Here is a 17407-nt window from a genome sequence, read left to right as displayed (position 1 = left end):
TAGTAAAAGTCCATGTGGGGTTCTGTTTTGAGTTTTGTCTCATCTCCTACTCAATGTCATTTTCCAGTTCACGCACGACACGTGCCGGAACGCCCAAGACCAGTGAATTGTCCGGAATGTCTTTTGTCACTACAGCGCCAGCCCCTACAACAACATTATTTCCGATTGTAACTCCAGGAAGAACTGTCACGTTCCCTCCTAACCAAACGTCATTGCCGATTCTGATTTCAGTTGCCTGCGCTAAATGGTCACGGCGACCTTTAGGTGTTAAAGGATGGCCAACTGTTGTAATTAATGTGTTCGGACCAATCATAACATTATCTCCGATATATACCTCTTTAACATCTAAAATTGTTGAACCTCTCCTGCTTTAAAGAAGCCGGAGAATTCTTGCACAATAATGTTAAAAATGTATTTGATGAGTATCTAAAAATAATAATTGTTGAACTTGAAATTAAAGAAGTCAAATGATGGCTAGTGTAATAAGTTTCTGACTTGAAGCCCGACTAACCTTTTGTTTGCCATGTACAGGAATGGTGCTAAAAAGAAGAATGCGAATGTAAGTAACAACTCCAGACTTGGTATTTCGGGGATAATTTTAATAAAAACGGAAACTGTAAATGTTTGTGAAATGACAACTGCAATTAAAACCCTAATAAAGTTTCTAGTGTCGAAACTTAACAATAATTTAATAATTTCCACGAGGTCGAATGCTTTTAAAAACTTTCCATTGTTTAGATATCTATTGAATAATCCTCCAATCAGCATTAAATAGATTAGAAGGAAAAGGACAGTTAAGATTATGCCAAACAAATAATTTCCACTTGATAGGAATTCTTTTCCATAATGTCCTATGTATGTTAGAAATATGGAATAGGCCACTATAATACAAGACTTTTTAAATCCTTCCCATGCCATTTTTTTAATGTTATTGAGCCTCGGATGTTTGTCCTGGCCATTAATCGCATACCATGAGATGAACGAACCATAACCCACAACGATTAACATTAATATGCTGGAATAATGGAATGGTATATCAAAAAACCTATGGTCCAATGCAGTTAAAAACATTATCCCTCCAATTACTAAGATTGCAAGCTTATCGGCTAGACCATATCTTACTGCATCTTTAATGCTATTGTAGAATACTTTCATATTAAATCAAAAAAATAATTATTAATTAAGTTCATTTAAACTTTTAATTTTGTTTTAAGATAGCTATATTTTTAATAATATTTATAATTTTGAGTTTATAAAATTTGGTTATTTATTATATGGTATGTTGATTGTTGTTTGAAAAAAGATAAGTTATATATCTTTTTGGCATAGAATGGATCCTTAGGATTATTTTATTCTTTCATTTTAATGATAAGCATTGCTATATCATCAGATAATTCTTTATTGTTACAGAACTTGTTGATATCATCTTCAATGGATTTTATGATAATGTTTAATTCATTATCCTTATTTTGATTTAATATTTTCTGCAGATTTCTTTCTCCATAATGTCTATTATTCCCATCGTTTGCATAGGTTACTCCATCTGTATATAAAAATAATGTATCATTAGGTTTTAAATGAATGGTATGCTTTTTATAATCTATATTTTCCATTCCGGCTAAAAGCAATCCTGGTTTTTCATTTAAATATTCAAAATCACCATCATTTTGTCTAATTAATGGTTTTCTATGTCCTGCATTAACATAACATAATTCTCCTGTTTTTATATTAAGTTTTCCAAGTAAACAACCAACAAACAATTCTTTCACATTGTCTTTACAAAGTTCGTTATTAACTTCGTATAATACATCGGATAAATCTGAATAATATGTAGCATAATCCCTGATTAAGGTCATAGTTTTTACTAGGATTAATGTAGTTGGCACTCCTTTTCCACTAACGTCACCTATTACAAATCCTATATTTTCTTCGTCGATTTTGAAATAATCATAAAAGTCTCCACCAACAGCATGTGCAGATTTCATGAATCCCCAAAGACTCAGATTATTATTTTCATTGAATTTTTCGAAATCGGTTGGATTCATTGCATATTGGATTTCATGAGCTAATTTGAGTTCTGTTTCATATCTTTCTTTTTCTTTAGTTACATCCAACAAATTTTCACGGTAATCCACAAATTCTTTTTCCATATTGAGCATGGATTCGGATAATGATTTTATTTCATTATTTACGGTAATGGAATTTAAATTATTAACTAGATTATCTAAATCAACATCATCATCATTTATCTCTTCAAATAGATATGCAGATAATTGATTGATTGGGTTTATAACTTGTTTTTCCAAAAAGTACATGTAAATAACTAAAGGTATTAGAATTGCCAAGAAGAACCCTGATAAAAGAACCAAATAATTTAAAAATTCAGATGTATTTCCATGTTCGTAAATTCCAAGTCCTGTTAATGATAATAACAGGAATGTAGGGATTATTATTAAAATAATGAATATTGAAATAAATGCCTTATAGAATATTGTAAGTTTCTGAATATTGTTTATTTTAAAAACATCTTTGTTAAGTGGTTTAATTAAAAATATTGCGTACAATATTAAAATTAAAAATAAACAAAGATTATTTGGATTATTCAATGTGGCTATGGAAAGAATTATTGCAATTACCAATGCTAAATCATATAATCGATCTGGCATAACTTTTTTAATTTGTTTTGGAGTATATACTGCAATATTTAGTATTCCAAATACTCCCATACCCAATAGTAGCAGGATTAATCCTAATATAAAAATCATGTAAAAAGTTTCAAGGTTTAATCCGAAAGTTTCATTGAATATTTGATTAGAGAATATGTATGCTTGCAAAATCATGAATAATACAATAATAATTATTTTAGCAAAGCTGTAAAAACTGTTCATATTAGGTATTTCAAAACCTCTTTTAGATTTTGTCATGTACCATAATTTCCAAGGCATTATCCCTAATACAAATATGGATGATAAACTTAGTATGATAACTGTTACATCATTCATGCCCAAGACTAAAATCCAGTATAGAAGTTCAACTATGCTGAATCCTAATATTGCATAGGGGCCTAATAATAAACTCAATATAAGTAAAGCGGATAATTCTAAATGAATATAATTATTATCAAACCAGATATCTCCGATTAGGATAAGTATTATATTTATCGCCATGGATATTAATACGATAAATTTTGGTGATTTGAAAAGTTCTTTAGCATTCATTTTCTACCCACCCGTTATACTTGATAATTAGCATTGTTATATCGTCATATTGTTCGCTGTTATTGCAAAATTTATCAATGTCTTTGGTAATTTCGTTTATTATATCGTTTAATTTTTTATTTTTATTTTCATTGATTGTTTCTTTTAAACGATTTTTACCATAAAATTCCTTATAATTATCATTCGCTTCTGTAACTCCATCAGTATATAAAAATATCATATCTCCAGCATTTAAATTAATTTCATGTTCGTTATACTGGATTCCTTCCATTCCACCTATGACTAAATTTGGATGGGTTTTCAAGTATTCAAAATTATTGGAATCATGTTTAATCAATGGTTGATTGTGCCCAGCATTAACATAGGATAATTTTCCAGTTTTTAAGTTTAATTTTCCAAGCCAGATTGTTACAAATAATTCTTCGTCATTTCTTTCATAAGCTAAATTATTTACTTTTTCAATCGCTTGTGATAAATCCTCATTGAATTTTGCATGGTTTTCAATTAAATACATTGTTTTAACCATGAATAATGTTGATGGAATTCCTTTACCGCTTACATCTCCGATGACAAAATATACATTGTCTTCATCGATTTTGAAATAATCATAAAAGTCTCCTCCAACTTCTCTTGCAGGTTTCATATTTGCATAGATTTCGAATGATTCATTTTTTGCCAATTCATCGAAATTTTTTGGCAGCATATTTGATTGTATACGGCTTGCCACATCAAACTCTGTTTCGAATTTTTCTTTTTCAGAAGTTGTTATTTGGAGTTGATTTAGATTAGTTCTAATTTTATCATATAATGTTACAAATGAGTTAGCTAACAATCCAATACTATCATCATTTGTTATGTATTTCTTTAATTTATGAACTGATTCAATTTTATTTTTAGTTTTAAAGTAATTATCTGCAGTATTTATCATGTCATAAAGCGGATTAGTTATTGTTCTTTCAACGAATCGGATATAGATTAATGAAACTAATAATATGAACACGCTTGTGAATGAAAGAATGATTAAAATCTGATATGATGGATCTATTTCAGGAACATATGATAAAATTAACGTACTGAAATAGTTAAAGTTCAATACTATTGTCAAAGTTATGATAGCTAAGAAAATCAATATCATTTCCTCAATAATTGAATAATTGTCCTTTGTTGGTTCAACTTTCACATCGAAAGTATTGAAATATAATAGTATTGAAGTAATTATTGTAACAAGCATGAAGAAATGCCTTATGGATGTAATATTCATGATAAATTCCTTAAATAGGAAATAACCTACACATATTAAAAGTATGATTAAAAGATAATTTTGATTAATGTTGATTTTTGAAATCCTTTTTTTGGGAGTTTTTAAAGGTATTTTGAGGATATTAAAAGAACTAATCAGCAATAATCCAAATATTATCGTAAACGTGATAATGTTTAACATGTAAGGCACATTAAAGTCCACATCTGAAATAGAATATGAATAGTTTAAATTATGGAAAAGTGAAAAAGAGATAACTAAAAATGAGAAATACACGATTGAAATCAGTATTGTTATTGATAAAAATTTAATAATATTGTAAGTTGAATTAAATCTAGGAGTATCTTTTTTTCCTTTATTGAATGTAGTATACCATAATCTATAGGTTAGCACTGAAATAAAGAATGTGATTACAAAATCGATTAAAGGAGCAGGTAGTCCTATTCCTTCAAGTAGTTCTCCGGCTAATGTTCCTAATGCAAAACCTAAAGCACCGATTGGACCAAACATTAAACCAAATATTGGGCCAAGAGCAATATCTGCATATATGTAATAGCCACCTATATGTTGAACTTCAAAAAGATAATTAAATATCAATTCAACAGTAAATGTGAAAAGAAGAACAAACCATTTTTTGGTAAATAATTTTTTAATTCTAGAGGCTACCATTAGTACTATTTTTAACAAATATTATATATATACATATTCCATATATAATTTTGTTTAAGAAAGCATGGTATTATCAAAAGTTATCATGAAATTGGAAGGCGGGATTTGATGAATATTGAAAAGGAATATCTGAATTTGGAAGATGTTTATGAAATTCGAATTTTTAATGCTACTGTAACGGATTTTTTTAATTTGGCACCCCAGGAATTTGATATTGAAGATAATCCAATTCAGGAATTCATAAATAATATTTCAGAAGATGTTCATATATTTATTCCGCATGAAAATGGAAAAGATTTCATTATCCAGAGTTTAAGCAGCAATATTCTTGAGACATGCAATATCTCACAAGAAGATGCAAAAGGCAGACTATTAAGTAAGACTTCACCATTAATTTTTGATATTTTGTACGATTATCTATTTGAAGTTTATACAAACCACACTACAAAAAAAATAAGGTTTCTATATTATGATCAAGATGAATTCATTAAGAAAAATACTGTAAAAATAGTATTTTGTATGGAAAGCGTATTTATAATAGTTGAGAATGTTGATGGAACAACAAGTAATCCCGGCATTGTTGATAAAACTTTGGATGAAAACCAAAACAGCATAATGGAAAATCTTTCGCAAACTGGCAGTTATTATAAAGTAAATGGAAAATATACTTGGTCTCAAGGAATATATAATATCATCAATCGCTCTAAAGAAGAATCTGATGAGCACCACAATATTGTTTTAGATTTAGCTATTCCAGAGGATAAATATAAAGTTGATAAAATTTTAAATGTCGCAAACAAAGAAACTTCACAATCTGATGAAGTTATTCGGATTGTGGATGAGGAAGGTATTTTAAAACTCATTGAAGTTACGGTTTATTCTTATTTTGATGATAATGGGGTTTTCATTCGTCAAGGTTGGATTAATGTCCTTACGCAGAGACATAATGAAAGCAGTGAACCTATTGATTTTTTATTGGATGGTTCTAAAAGCAGCATGAAATTAGCTTGGTTAATCGAACCTTTGAACAAAAAACTATATAATTTCTCCAAAGGCTTTTATAATTTGATTGAAAAGGATTATGGGGAATATGTTCATTCCCGTGAAATCTTAAATAATATTGTTGAGAAAGAAGTTGTTAATGAAATTAAAAAGCTAGCTGATGGTGACATAACTAAGGTTGACGAAACATTGACATATAAAGTCGACGGGGACCCTCAGAATATAAAGATTGTTAATGTGTATATTGAAAGATTTGAATATAATAATAATGTGCATAGTCTTGGATTTTTAACAGACGTCACCGAAGAGATGCAGAAAAAAGAACAATTGATTGAATCCAATGAACGACAACTAGTATTAATTAAGGAATTGCATCACAGAGTGAAGAATAATCTGCAAATTATTAATAGTTTTTTAAATCTTGAAAAACGGGCTTATAGAAATTGTCCGGAGTTAGTTATTGAACATATGCAAACACGTTTAACTTCCCTTGCATTGCTCCATGAAAAAACATACAATTCTCCAGATTTTAATAATATTAATTTAGATGATTGTTTAAGTAATCAGGATATTAGCACAAGAAATTTAGTTCAATCCCCTATGGAAATCGAGTTTAAAACCTATGTGGATGAAGATATAAACTTATCAATTGAAGTTGTAACTCCATTACTCCTAATCATTGATGAGCTAACAATGATTGCTATAAGAAACGCATTTCCGGATGAAACGACACAAAACAAAAAGATAACTAAAAAAGTAACAATGTCGGATAAGGATACTGCTATTTTAACATTTGAAGAAATAGGGATTTGGATTAAAGATTCAAAGGACGTTACAGACACCATCGGATGTGAAATAATAAAAAGCTTAACAAAACAGTTGGATGGAACAATTACTTCAATGAAAAATGATAACGGAACTGTATATGAATTAGTTTTCCCTATTGAAATGGAGCATACAATTCATTAATCGAAATTCAAACATTTCAAAATCAAAAAATTAAATTGATTTAAGATGATGTTTAATATTTTATGCTGGTAAAATTATGAATTTATTAAGTAACGATAATAAATTATTAAATTCCTTTTTTAAAGATTATATTTTGGGGGCTGTAATTGCTGCTGTATGCACTATTTTAGTAGTTATTCTAAATGGGGTAATTATTGGTAACTTTTTTGGTAAAGTTGGTCTTGCAGCATTCGGCTTGACATTGCCTATCATTTATGCTAATTTGGCAATAGGGTATATATTCGCATATGGGGGTTCTATTGTTGCATCTAATAATATGGCTGATGAAAAAAGAGTGAATAACAATTTCACAGTAGTATGCATTGTCGCAGCAATTATTGGAGTAGTTTTAACCGTTCTATTATTGCTCTTTACATCAAATGTTGCGCAAATATTTGGAGCTTCTGGTGAATCATTTAATGCAACAGTATCATTGATGAAGGGATTCTTTTTAGTAATTTTGCCATTGATGTTTCTATATATTTTTATAAATTATTCAAGAATCGACGGATATCCATCATTAGGTCTTTATGCGGGTTTATCATTGTTTTTATTAAATCTGATTTTAAATTTGGTATTTGTAATGGTATTAAAAATGGATATTTTTGGTGTGGGACTGGCAACTGCATTAAGTACCATAATTACTGTACTATTCTTATTGGCTCATTTTCTTTCAAAAAAAAGCACATATAAATTCCAAAGAAATTTAGAATTTAAAATGGAATTGTCTCAAATAATCAGATCAGGACTTCCAAATGCTTTAAATCAAATTTATAATATGCTTCGTACTATAATTACAAATTATTTGGGAGTGATGGTTGGCGGATTAATATTTTTAGGTGCTCTTTCTATACAGTCAAATGTTTATTTATTACTTTGCAGTGTAGGTGTTGGAATCGGATCAACTACCCTGGCATTGGGAGGATTATTTTATGGTGAGAAAGATAAAACCCAATTGGAACAATTATTAGGAATATCAATTAAATATGCATTACTCATTATTTTTATAATTGCCATAATTCTGTTTATTTTCGCTCCTTATTTTGTTTATATGTTTGGAAAAAATCCAGAGGTATATGATGTATCAGTAAGAGGTCTTAGAATATTTGCCTGGTCTCTACCGTTTTCAGGATTATGTTTCATTTTATTAAACTTTTATAATGCGACACAGCAGTTAAAAATTGCAAATTATATAAGTTTTGCCCATAGTTTCTTATTTTTATCAGCATTTGCAATCATATTTTCATTTCTAATGGGGGGTGATGGCATTTGGATAAGTTTTGTATTATGTGAACTTGTTACTTTGCTTAGTATACCTTTCTTAATTAAATTAAAAACTAAAAAATTCCCCAAATCCTTAAGTGATTTTGTAATAATGGATGAAAATCTGTTTCCTAGTGAAGATACTTATGCGGTATATGTTGAATCTGAAGAGGAGTTGTTAGATGTTGTTGAAAATATTGACCAAAATTTAGTGGACGATGATTTGGATGATGAAATTAAATTGAAAATACAACTAATTCTTGAGGAAATGGGTACAGCAATCTTTTCCTATGCATATAAATCTAAGAAAGATAAATATCTAAATATTAGGATTCTTTATAAAAATACTGATGAGGTAATTATTTATTTCCAGGATAATGGTGTTCCTTTTGACATTGAAAAAGATTTCCAGAAAAAAGAAGACATGGGGATTAAAATTATCAAAAACTTTTCAAAGGATATAGAACATAACTATAATTATAATGTTAAACTAAATAATAATAAGATTGTTATTCCTAAAATGTAATTGGTGAATTTATGGATATAGAAAAACACAAAGACGGAAAAAAATTAGAGATTAAACTAACCGGTAGATTAAATTCAAAAAATGCTCCCAAACTTAAAGAAGTGCTTGAAAACGATTTAAATGATGTCGAAGAGTTAACTTTTGATTTATCTGATCTAATTTATATTTCAAGTGCGGGGCTTCGAATAATTTTATCTGCTCAAAAAACAATGAACAAACAGGGGTCTATGAAAGTAACTAATGTTCAGGATATTGTGATGGAGGTATTTGAATCAACAGGATTTGTAGACATATTGACTTTTGAATAGTTTGAGGTTGAATCATGGATTTGAGTGATATTGATATTTCTGAATTATCCTTTTCGGAACAATTTTATTTAAATTTTATTTCACAGGGAAATGATGTTCGTAAATCATTAGAGGTCATGACACAGAGTCCTATGAAATATAATACTGCTTTGTTAATGAAGATTATTAAGGATAATGAAGATACCGAGTATGGGCAAAAATATGATTTTGCAAACATTAAAAGCATTGAAGACTATCAAAATAAGGTTCCTATAACTGATTATGATAGTTATGCTGATTACATTTATAGAATGACTGAAAAGGGGGAAAAGAATTTATTAACATCCTATGATGTAATTCATTATGCAAAATCTTCAGGTACAATGGGAAACCCTAAAAGGATACCTACCACCTCTCTTAATCAAGAAATCAATATGAAATATAATTATGCTTATCTATTTAATTTGTTTGCTGAAAAAGTTGGTTTGGACTGGATCAAATATCCATTTTTAAATTTAACTGAACTTTCTATGTCCAAATTACCTTCTGGAGATACTTATGGCTCTATTTCTGGTAAAATAATGGATGTTTTTGGCGATATGATCTCTGAGGTTACCACATCACCCATTGAAGCTTTAATTCCTAGTGCTGGAACTAATATTCGGTATATTCATGTACGTTTTGCATTAGTCAATCCTGACATTTCATTTACAATAACTAGTTTTGTCAGTTTGTTTTTAGAATTTCTACGTTACATTAAAGGCAATTGGGAACTATTAGTCAATGATATTGAAAATGGCACAATTGATGAATCCATAAAAATGCCTAGTGAGGTTCGTGAAAGTTTGCTTGGAAAAATAGAACCGATGCCGGAAAGAGCAGGGGAACTTAGAAAAATATTTGAAGAAGGTTTTGATGAGCCTATTATTCCTAAAATTTGGCCAAGAATGTCGCTTCTTATAGGATGCGGATCGGGGGGATTTATTAATTATCTTGAGAAAATTAAAGAGTTTACAGCTCCTGACTTTAATTTTGCATTAGTTGGATTGACTGCATCTGAAGGCATATTTTCACTTTTTACAGAATTAAACAATCCTGATGCTGTCCTAATACCTGACAGCATGTTTTATGAATTTTTACCAGTGGATGCTAATGGTGACTACAGTAAAATAGTGACTATGGATAAATTAGAAGAAGGAAAGGATTATGAAATCATCACAACTAATCTGTCCGGATTTTATCGTTACCGGATGAAAGATGTCGTTCGTTGTACTGGAAGATATAATAACACTCCAATGATAGAATTTTTATACAGGCTGGACCAATGTTTATGTTTGGCTGGTGAGAAAGTTAACGGAGAACACCTAAGAGCAGCAGCATATAAAACAGAAAAAGATTTCGGTTTCGATTTAATAGATTTTTCAGTTTATGTTGATTATGACTCATTGCCTATGAAATATGTTTATTTAATGGAAGTTGAGGATTTGCCGGAAGATGTAACGAGAGAAATCATTCAGGAAAAATTGAATGAGAATTTCTGTGCAACAGATTCTGTTTTACGTAATAAAATTGAAAAAAGCATAATTGGAAAAACAGAGCTCTATTTCGTGCAACCAGAAACATATTTGCTCTATAAAGAATTAATGGTTGCTAGAGGAACTTCTCCTGCTCAAGTCAAACCTCCTAGAATCTTAAGAGATGAACACGATATAAGTTTCTTTAATGTTTTAAGAGATGACGAATTAAATCAGACCGATGGTTTAAATATGGAAGAAATTATTTTAAAATCCAATACAGATGATTTAGATTTACTTTTATTGAAAATTGAAGAATTCCTTGAGGATAAAGGGGTTTCAATAAAATCTAAATTAAAATTGGAGTTAATTATTGAAGAACTGTTTGTAAATATTTGTAATTATGCATATGAAAAAGAGGGAGAAATAAAAATCCAATATGGACTTTTAAAAGACCCTCTGAGGATAGTAATGAATTTTATAGATGAAGGAGTAGAGTTTAATCCATTAAATAAGGTAGGTCCTGATTTAACTCTCGAAGCAGATCAAAGAGATATTGGAGGATTAGGCTTAACAATAGTTCGAAAGAATGCAGATGGAATTGATTATAGATATGAGAATAATCATAATATTCTAACTATTGAAAAAGTATTTTAGTTGTCTTATAATTCAAAGGATGATTGAATTCATCAATTTAAAAAATTAAAGTTTATATTTGAAGTTTGGAGAGATATAGCTAGTATCATATCTTTTTGGTTGGTTAAAATGAATCTTAGGGTAAAAAATATTTCAGAGATTGGAGGGGTTGTTAAAGCGCCACCATCTAAAAGTTATTCTCACAGGGCCGTTATTTTAGCATCTTTGGCAAAGGGCACATCAAGATTATATGATGTTCTATATTCTGAAGATACATTGGCTTCAATAAGAGTTTGCAAAGCTTTGGGGGCGCAAATTAATAGAACTGAAGATTATTTGGAAGTCGTGGGTACTGGCGGCAAACTCCATAATGGTCAAAAAGGTCCAATTGATTTGGCTAATTCTGGAACTACCTTGAGGTTGATGACTTCAGTTTCCGCCTTGAGTGACAATGAAGTGATTTTAACCGGCGATGATTCTCTTAAAACCCGTCCGATGGGATTGCTAATGGGGGCGCTGCAACCTTTAGGAATCGAAACGGAATCGTTAAATGATAATGAAAAAGCACCAATATTAATCAAATCGGGGTATATTGGTGGTGAGACCAACATTTATGGGAATGTCAGCTCACAGTTCATTTCATCTATTTTGATATCTTCCCCACTTTCAGAGCACGGCGTTACATTATATGTGTTGCCTGAATTCAAATCAAGGCCCTATGTGAATATGACTTTGGATATTATGAGAAAATTTGGGGTTAAAACACTAAAAGGGTACTATCTAAAGCACGAAACCTGTGATAAGGAGCATCAAAGTTGCAGAATTGATGAGTTTAAGGTTACAAAACAGCCCTACATTGCTTGTGACTATACTGTTGAAGGTGATTACTCCTCAGCATCCTACCTTTTAGCTCTAATAGCCATTAATGGTGGCAGAGCCAAAATTAAAAATCTATTTAGAAATTCAAAGCAAGGAGATAAAGTAATTTTAGATATTCTGCAGCAAATGGGGGCTAAGATCATCCGTGGCGAAGATTATGTTGAAATCGGATCTGATGGCAAGCTAAAAGCTATTGATGTGGATTTGTCCAATGCTCCTGATTTATTAATAACCGTTGCGGTTCTTGCAGCTTTGGCTGAGGGTACAACTAATATCACGGGAGTTGCTCATGCAAGAGTTAAAGAGACAGATAGGATTGATACGACTTGCAGGGAACTTGAAAAACTGGGCTGTAAATTAACTGAAAGAGAAGATGGAATGAGCATAACTGGCGGTGTTGGTTCGGGTGTTGTTGACTCACACGGAGACCATAGGCTGGCTATGGCATTTTCACTGATAGGCTTAAGGCATGACATTGAAATTACAAATGGTGAAGTGTTTGATGTGTCATTTCCAAACTTTATTGAGTCAATGGCTGAATTGGGCTTTGAATTGGAGTTGGTAGAGTGAATAAAGAAGAGCGTGTTATTGAACTTGTTAATCAACTGGATAATACTTTTGAGATAAGAACATTCCTGGACCATGATCCCTATCAGGTATTGATTAGGACAATTTTATCTCAAAGGACAAGGGATGAAAATACAGACCAGGCTACTGCAAACTTATTCAACAAATATAAAGATATGTATGAGATTGTTGAAGCTCCAATTGACGATATCAAGGAATTAATTAAACCTGCCGGTTTCTATAATGTGAAAGCAGGCAGGATTGTTGAAGTTTCACAGATTTTAATTGACCAATATGGCGGTGAAGTTCCGGATACTGTTGAAGAGCTTGTTAAGCTTCCGGGTGTTGGCCGTAAAACCGCAAATTGTGTCATGGTGTTTGCTTTTGAACTTCCTGCAATTCCGGTAGATACTCATGTTCACAGAATATCAAATCGTATGGGCTTGGTAGATACGAAAGATCCTGAAGAGACAGAAGTGGAACTGTGCAAGATTGCTCCTGAGGATTTGTGGATTAAATTGAATGATTTAATGGTGCAATTCGGTCAGAATATCTGCAAACCTATTTCCCCTCAATGTGAAATTTGTCCTTGCACTGAAATCTGCGATTATTTTAAGGAAAACATTTAATTTTTTAGTTATACCAAAACATTTATAAAGTAAAACATTGTTATATAACAATAGTTATTATAACAAATGTTATATTGACTCTAAAGATAACCCTTTTAATATACCATTAAAAACAATTAATAATATAGGAGAAATAAATTATGGCAAATATTCCAGAATTAAAAAGAGGGGTATTAGAAAGCATCACTGATGCTATCGGAAATACTCCAATCGTAAGATTAAATAATTTAACTGAAGGTTTAGAAGCAGAAGTGGATGTAAAAATAGAATCATTCAACCCAACAGGAAGTGTCAAAGACAGAGTTGCAGTTGCAATGATTGAAGATGCAGAAGAGAAAGGTTTGCTGAAGCCTGGCGCTACAATTATAGAGCCAACTAGTGGAAACACTGGTATTGGACTTGCATTTGCAGCGGCCGCTAAAGGTTATAAATTAATATTAACCATGCCGGACACCATGTCAATTGAGAGGAGAAAATTCTTAAGTGTTTTAGGTGCAGAGCTTGTTTTGACTCCTGGCGCAGATGGAATGGGAGGAGCTATTGCAAAAGCCAATGAACTTAATGAAGAAACACCTGATTCCATTATTTTAGGTCAATTCGATAACCCTGCCAATGTAAAAATCCACTCAGAAACTACTGCTCAAGAAATCTTAAGAGACACTGAAGGCAAAGTTGACATTGTTATCGGAGGTGTGGGCACTGGAGGAACAATTACTGGAATCGGTAAAGTATTGAAAGAAGAAGTTCCAGGCGTTAAGATTGTTGCTGTTGAACCTAAAGACTCACAAACATTAGGTAAAGGTGAAAAGGGACCTCACAAAATCCAAGGTATTGGTGCAGGATTTGTTCCATCAATTTATGATGGTGATGTAATCGATGAAATCATTCCTGTTGCAAATGAAGATGCAGGAAACACTTTGCTTGCCCTTGCTAAAAAAGAAGGTATATTTTCAGGTATATCATCAGGAGCTGCAACTTGGGCTGCATTGGATTTGGCTAAAAAAGAAGAAAATAAAGGTAAAAGAATAATAGCTATCTTACCTGACAATGGTGAGAGATATCTCTCTGTAGATTGGTTATTTGAATAAGAATAACTATTTATACTATATTACTATGAATATGATAAACAATTACACGATTATCATATTTCATAGACTATATATACCATATGACCTGAAATATGATATTACTTTTCAAATGCTCTCTCTCAATACTAAAATAGAAATGAGAGATAGAAATTATGAACATGAACAATAAAGAATTTCTTCAAGATTTCTTCATTGTCAAAGGACACAGTCCAAAAACCCAAGAATCATACATCAGGTCAATAAACCACTACTCTAAATTCTGTGGAAAAACAATGCAAGAACTCATTGAAGAAGCAGAGACAGAAGAAGACAATAATATTATATGGAAACGAAGAAAACTCAAAAAAAGACTATTAAACTACCGTTCCCATCTAATACAGAAATACCGGAAAAACACCGCACAACAATATTTCGTTGAAGTAAAATCCGTGTATAAATATTATGAAATTGAAATCGGAGACCTTACCAAACCAAATAGCCGAAGCTTCAACAAACCAGGTGACCCAACTTTTGATGAACTTCCAACTCATGAAGAAATATCAAAAATCATGCACGTTTCACCATTATGGTTCCAAGCAGTCCTGGTCTTTATGACAAGTTCAGGTTGTGCAAGAAAAGAAACAATTGAAATGACCATTGGTCAATTTAAAAAAGCAACATATCCCTTCCATAAAAAAGATGACATTGTAGAAGCATTGCACGTCTTAAAAGATATGGAGAATGTTATTCCTACTTTTAAACTCAAAAGGGAAAAAACAAACAAGTATTACTATACATTTTGTACTCCTGAAGCTGTGTCTAAAATTGTTGAATACTTGTTGACCGATAGGATTCACACAACAGAAGATGGCGAAGTTAAGTTAATTGACTTAACTGATGAGGATAAATTATTCAACAAAGCAGAGAACTATCTTCCAGTTGCATTCTACAGATGCAATGACCAATTCAATATGGGTCAAGCTAGTGATGGGTTCAACAGGTTCCGTAGTCACATGATGAGGAAATTTCATTCCAATCATTTGAAGAAATCTGGTATGAGTGAATCAGATATTGATGCATTGCAAGGTCGGACCAAATCTTCAACTCGTGCAGCATATTTCCTGGATGATCCAACAATATTGTTGAAGAAATATGTTGAACATTTCCAATGTTTACTTATTGAATCAAAGATTAATAATATTGATTTGAAGAGTCCAGAATATCAAGAGTTGGAAAATAAGTTGAAGAAAAAAGAAGTGGAAGTTGAAAATATGGAACACAGGTTATCTAGTATTGAAAAAAGATTAGCCGATATAGACCAAGAGCCACTTTCACGTAGAAATATTCTTGATGCTATTAGTGAATAGTTACAATGGGGTCAGATGAAATACATATAGTATTATGGGAATCATTTTTTTATAGAAAAATGGTTCCAATGTAAAACTCAAGACCAGAAATTTACAGAATGTATTGCATGGATTAATAGTTCTCCTCAATTAAATTGTTCATGATTTTCCCAACACACTCTAAACTGATTATTTAAATCATATCTTATTTTTTTAGGGGGAACATTATTTCATGTTAATTCTAAAAAATATTTTTTTCCTTATTTTTTCTTACTACTATTTTTAAATAATATTTATTACAAACATATTAACATCAAATATACAATATAGGGGAATAAATATTATGAACAAAAAGATATTATTAATACTTTTAATATCATTAATATTCATAACTTCAATAAGTTCTGTTTCAGCAGCAGAGAATACAACTGATGATATTGTAAGTATTGAGAATCAAGAACAAAGTACGACATTAAGTGATGGAACTTCAGATGACATTAACATCATAGCCAACTCAGCCACTTATACTTATGGTACTGCTAATGTTAAATATGAATTTAAAATTTATAACTCCACAACTAATAAACCAATAAAAGGGGCAAGTTACTCATTTAATATTAATTCAAAGATTCCTTCTAAAGAAGGATTTTCTGATGATAATGGATTATGTGTTGTTAAATTCAAACCTTCTGATGTAACATTAGATGAAGCTATTATTAATGTTAATTATAATAATTGTTGGAATTGGAAAACTGTTAAGATTACAATAAAAGGCACAGGAGCATCTTCAAATACAAATACTCCTTCAGTTTCATCTACTAATACTAATGTTAATGCACCAAGCGTTACTGTCCCATATCAAGGAAGTAATTATTTCAAAGTAACTGTAAAAGATTCTAAAAACAAACCAATTAAAAATTTAAAATTAAAATTCAAAGTTTACACTGGTAATTCCTATAAAACATATACAGTGAAAACTAATACTAATGGAATTGCAAGTCTAAGTACAAAGAATTTAAAAGCAGGCACTCATAAAGTAACTGTTACTTCTGGAAATTCAAAATATGATGTTAGTGCTTCAAGTAAAATAACCGTTCAACCAGTTAAATTTACTATTGGCAAATATACTGGAAAATTCACATTAAGTCAAATCAACAGTATTAAAAAAGCTAAGAACAATGGTTATTATAAAACAATCACAGTTAAAACTGGAAAATATATTAAAGGAAAATATCCTGTGAAAATGAGTTTGTCCGCTTATGGTGCAGACGGTAATGACCCAGGTTATAACAAAGCATACTTGGAAGTATGGAGTTCTTATGGTCCAATAAGTGTTAAGACAGTAACAATATATTAAAAGGAGCATACTTCTTATGAATGAAAGTAAAGTCTCTATGAAAGAATTTCGTGAATTAACCAAAGACATTCCAGATGAATATATGCTTTATTTTAGTTTAGATAATGTACCGTATGGTACGGAATGTTTTATTGTTGATGTTCCCGAAAAAAGAATTATTTTGAAATAATTATATAATGAG

14 protein-coding genes are annotated in these 17407 nt (G+C 30.8%); 10 read left to right on the top strand and 4 right to left on the bottom strand.

Features of this window, described 5'->3' with window-relative positions:
* Positions 1–46: 46 nt before the first annotated feature.
* The 4 genes from IJE64_RS07880 to IJE64_RS07865 all read right to left on the bottom strand — a co-directional run bounded on the left by IJE64_RS07880 (position 47) and on the right by IJE64_RS07865 (position 5145).
* Positions 47–313, bottom strand: coding sequence for a DapH/DapD/GlmU-related protein (locus tag IJE64_RS07880; RefSeq protein WP_292784442.1), 267 nt, complete (start codon positions 311–313; stop codon positions 47–49).
* A gap of 161 nt (positions 314–474) precedes the next feature.
* Positions 475–1155 (bottom strand): DUF4013 domain-containing protein, encoded by a 681-nt coding sequence (locus tag IJE64_RS07875; protein WP_292784439.1) that lies wholly within the window; start codon positions 1153–1155, stop codon positions 475–477.
* 194 nt (positions 1156–1349) lie between these two features.
* The gene (locus IJE64_RS07870; RefSeq protein ID WP_292784436.1) at positions 1350–3218 is read right to left on the bottom strand and encodes a PP2C family protein-serine/threonine phosphatase; all 1869 of its coding nucleotides are present in this window, start codon (positions 3216–3218) and stop codon (positions 1350–1352) included.
* A complete protein-coding gene (locus tag IJE64_RS07865) occupies positions 3208–5145 on the bottom strand; it encodes a SpoIIE family protein phosphatase (RefSeq protein ID WP_292784433.1) in 1938 nt (645 codons plus the stop codon). Before IJE64_RS07865 ends, IJE64_RS07870 begins: the two co-directional genes overlap by 11 nt.
* Positions 5146–5253: 108 nt before the next feature.
* Between IJE64_RS07865 and IJE64_RS07860 the strand changes: the two genes are divergently transcribed.
* From IJE64_RS07860 to IJE64_RS07815, 10 genes are all read left to right on the top strand, one after another.
* On the top strand, positions 5254–7116 hold the full coding sequence (locus IJE64_RS07860) for a sensor histidine kinase (RefSeq protein ID WP_292784430.1): 1863 nt from the start codon (positions 5254–5256) through the stop codon (positions 7114–7116).
* A 76-nt stretch (positions 7117–7192) separates the two neighbouring features.
* Entirely contained in the window at positions 7193–8944 is a 1752-nt protein-coding gene (locus tag IJE64_RS07855; RefSeq protein ID WP_292784427.1) for an MATE family efflux transporter, read from the top strand.
* An 11-nt stretch (positions 8945–8955) separates the two neighbouring features.
* Complete coding sequence (locus IJE64_RS07850) at positions 8956–9252, top strand: STAS domain-containing protein (RefSeq protein WP_292784424.1); 297 nt, start codon at positions 8956–8958, stop codon at positions 9250–9252.
* A 14-nt stretch (positions 9253–9266) separates the two neighbouring features.
* Positions 9267–11402, top strand: coding sequence for a GH3 auxin-responsive promoter family protein (locus tag IJE64_RS07845; protein ID WP_292784421.1), 2136 nt, complete (start codon positions 9267–9269; stop codon positions 11400–11402).
* Positions 11403–11510: 108 nt separating this feature from the next.
* Positions 11511–12830 (top strand): 3-phosphoshikimate 1-carboxyvinyltransferase, encoded by a 1320-nt coding sequence (gene aroA, locus IJE64_RS07840; RefSeq protein WP_292784418.1) that lies wholly within the window; start codon positions 11511–11513, stop codon positions 12828–12830.
* Entirely contained in the window at positions 12827–13456 is a 630-nt protein-coding gene (gene nth / locus IJE64_RS07835; RefSeq protein WP_292784415.1) for an endonuclease III, read from the top strand. Before aroA ends, nth begins: the two co-directional genes overlap by 4 nt.
* 140 nt (positions 13457–13596) lie before the next feature.
* Positions 13597–14544, top strand: coding sequence for a cysteine synthase A (gene cysK / locus IJE64_RS07830; protein WP_292784412.1), 948 nt, complete (start codon positions 13597–13599; stop codon positions 14542–14544).
* A 158-nt stretch (positions 14545–14702) separates the two neighbouring features.
* Entirely contained in the window at positions 14703–15890 is a 1188-nt protein-coding gene (locus IJE64_RS07825; protein ID WP_292784409.1) for a site-specific integrase, read from the top strand.
* A 322-nt stretch (positions 15891–16212) separates the two neighbouring features.
* On the top strand, positions 16213–17226 hold the full coding sequence (locus IJE64_RS07820) for an Ig-like domain-containing protein (RefSeq protein ID WP_292784405.1): 1014 nt from the start codon (positions 16213–16215) through the stop codon (positions 17224–17226).
* Positions 17227–17242: 16 nt separating this feature from the next.
* The gene (locus IJE64_RS07815; protein ID WP_292784403.1) at positions 17243–17395 is read left to right on the top strand and encodes a hypothetical protein; all 153 of its coding nucleotides are present in this window, start codon (positions 17243–17245) and stop codon (positions 17393–17395) included.
* The last annotated feature ends 12 nt before the right edge of the window (positions 17396–17407 follow it).

Origin of the sequence: Methanobrevibacter sp., from assembly GCF_017409525.1 — an archaeon.
In the GTDB taxonomy this organism is placed as follows: domain Archaea; phylum Methanobacteriota; class Methanobacteria; order Methanobacteriales; family Methanobacteriaceae; genus Methanocatella.
Note: the sequence above shows the minus strand (reverse complement) of the source record. Positions and strands in the feature narration are given on the sequence as shown.

What these genes read in the sequence shown, in the direction of transcription:
- cysK (WP_292784412.1), top strand. Translation starts at nt 13,597, where the DNA reads ATGGCAAATATTCCAGAATTAAAAAGAGGGGTATTAGAAAGCATCACT.
- IJE64_RS07865 (WP_292784433.1), bottom strand. Translation starts at nt 5,145, where the DNA reads ATGGTAGCCTCTAGAATTAAAAAATTATTTACCAAAAAATGGTTTGTT.
- IJE64_RS07845 (WP_292784421.1), top strand. Translation starts at nt 9,267, where the DNA reads ATGGATTTGAGTGATATTGATATTTCTGAATTATCCTTTTCGGAACAA.
- IJE64_RS07855 (WP_292784427.1), top strand. Translation starts at nt 7,193, where the DNA reads ATGAATTTATTAAGTAACGATAATAAATTATTAAATTCCTTTTTTAAA.
- IJE64_RS07820 (WP_292784405.1), top strand. Translation starts at nt 16,213, where the DNA reads ATGAACAAAAAGATATTATTAATACTTTTAATATCATTAATATTCATA.
- IJE64_RS07880 (WP_292784442.1), bottom strand. Translation starts at nt 313, where the DNA reads ATGATTGGTCCGAACACATTAATTACAACAGTTGGCCATCCTTTAACA.
- IJE64_RS07825 (WP_292784409.1), top strand. Translation starts at nt 14,703, where the DNA reads ATGAACAATAAAGAATTTCTTCAAGATTTCTTCATTGTCAAAGGACAC.
- IJE64_RS07860 (WP_292784430.1), top strand. Translation starts at nt 5,254, where the DNA reads ATGAATATTGAAAAGGAATATCTGAATTTGGAAGATGTTTATGAAATT.
- IJE64_RS07815 (WP_292784403.1), top strand. Translation starts at nt 17,243, where the DNA reads ATGAATGAAAGTAAAGTCTCTATGAAAGAATTTCGTGAATTAACCAAA.
- IJE64_RS07875 (WP_292784439.1), bottom strand. Translation starts at nt 1,155, where the DNA reads ATGAAAGTATTCTACAATAGCATTAAAGATGCAGTAAGATATGGTCTA.
- IJE64_RS07850 (WP_292784424.1), top strand. Translation starts at nt 8,956, where the DNA reads ATGGATATAGAAAAACACAAAGACGGAAAAAAATTAGAGATTAAACTA.
- IJE64_RS07870 (WP_292784436.1), bottom strand. Translation starts at nt 3,218, where the DNA reads ATGAATGCTAAAGAACTTTTCAAATCACCAAAATTTATCGTATTAATA.
- aroA (WP_292784418.1), top strand. Translation starts at nt 11,511, where the DNA reads ATGAATCTTAGGGTAAAAAATATTTCAGAGATTGGAGGGGTTGTTAAA.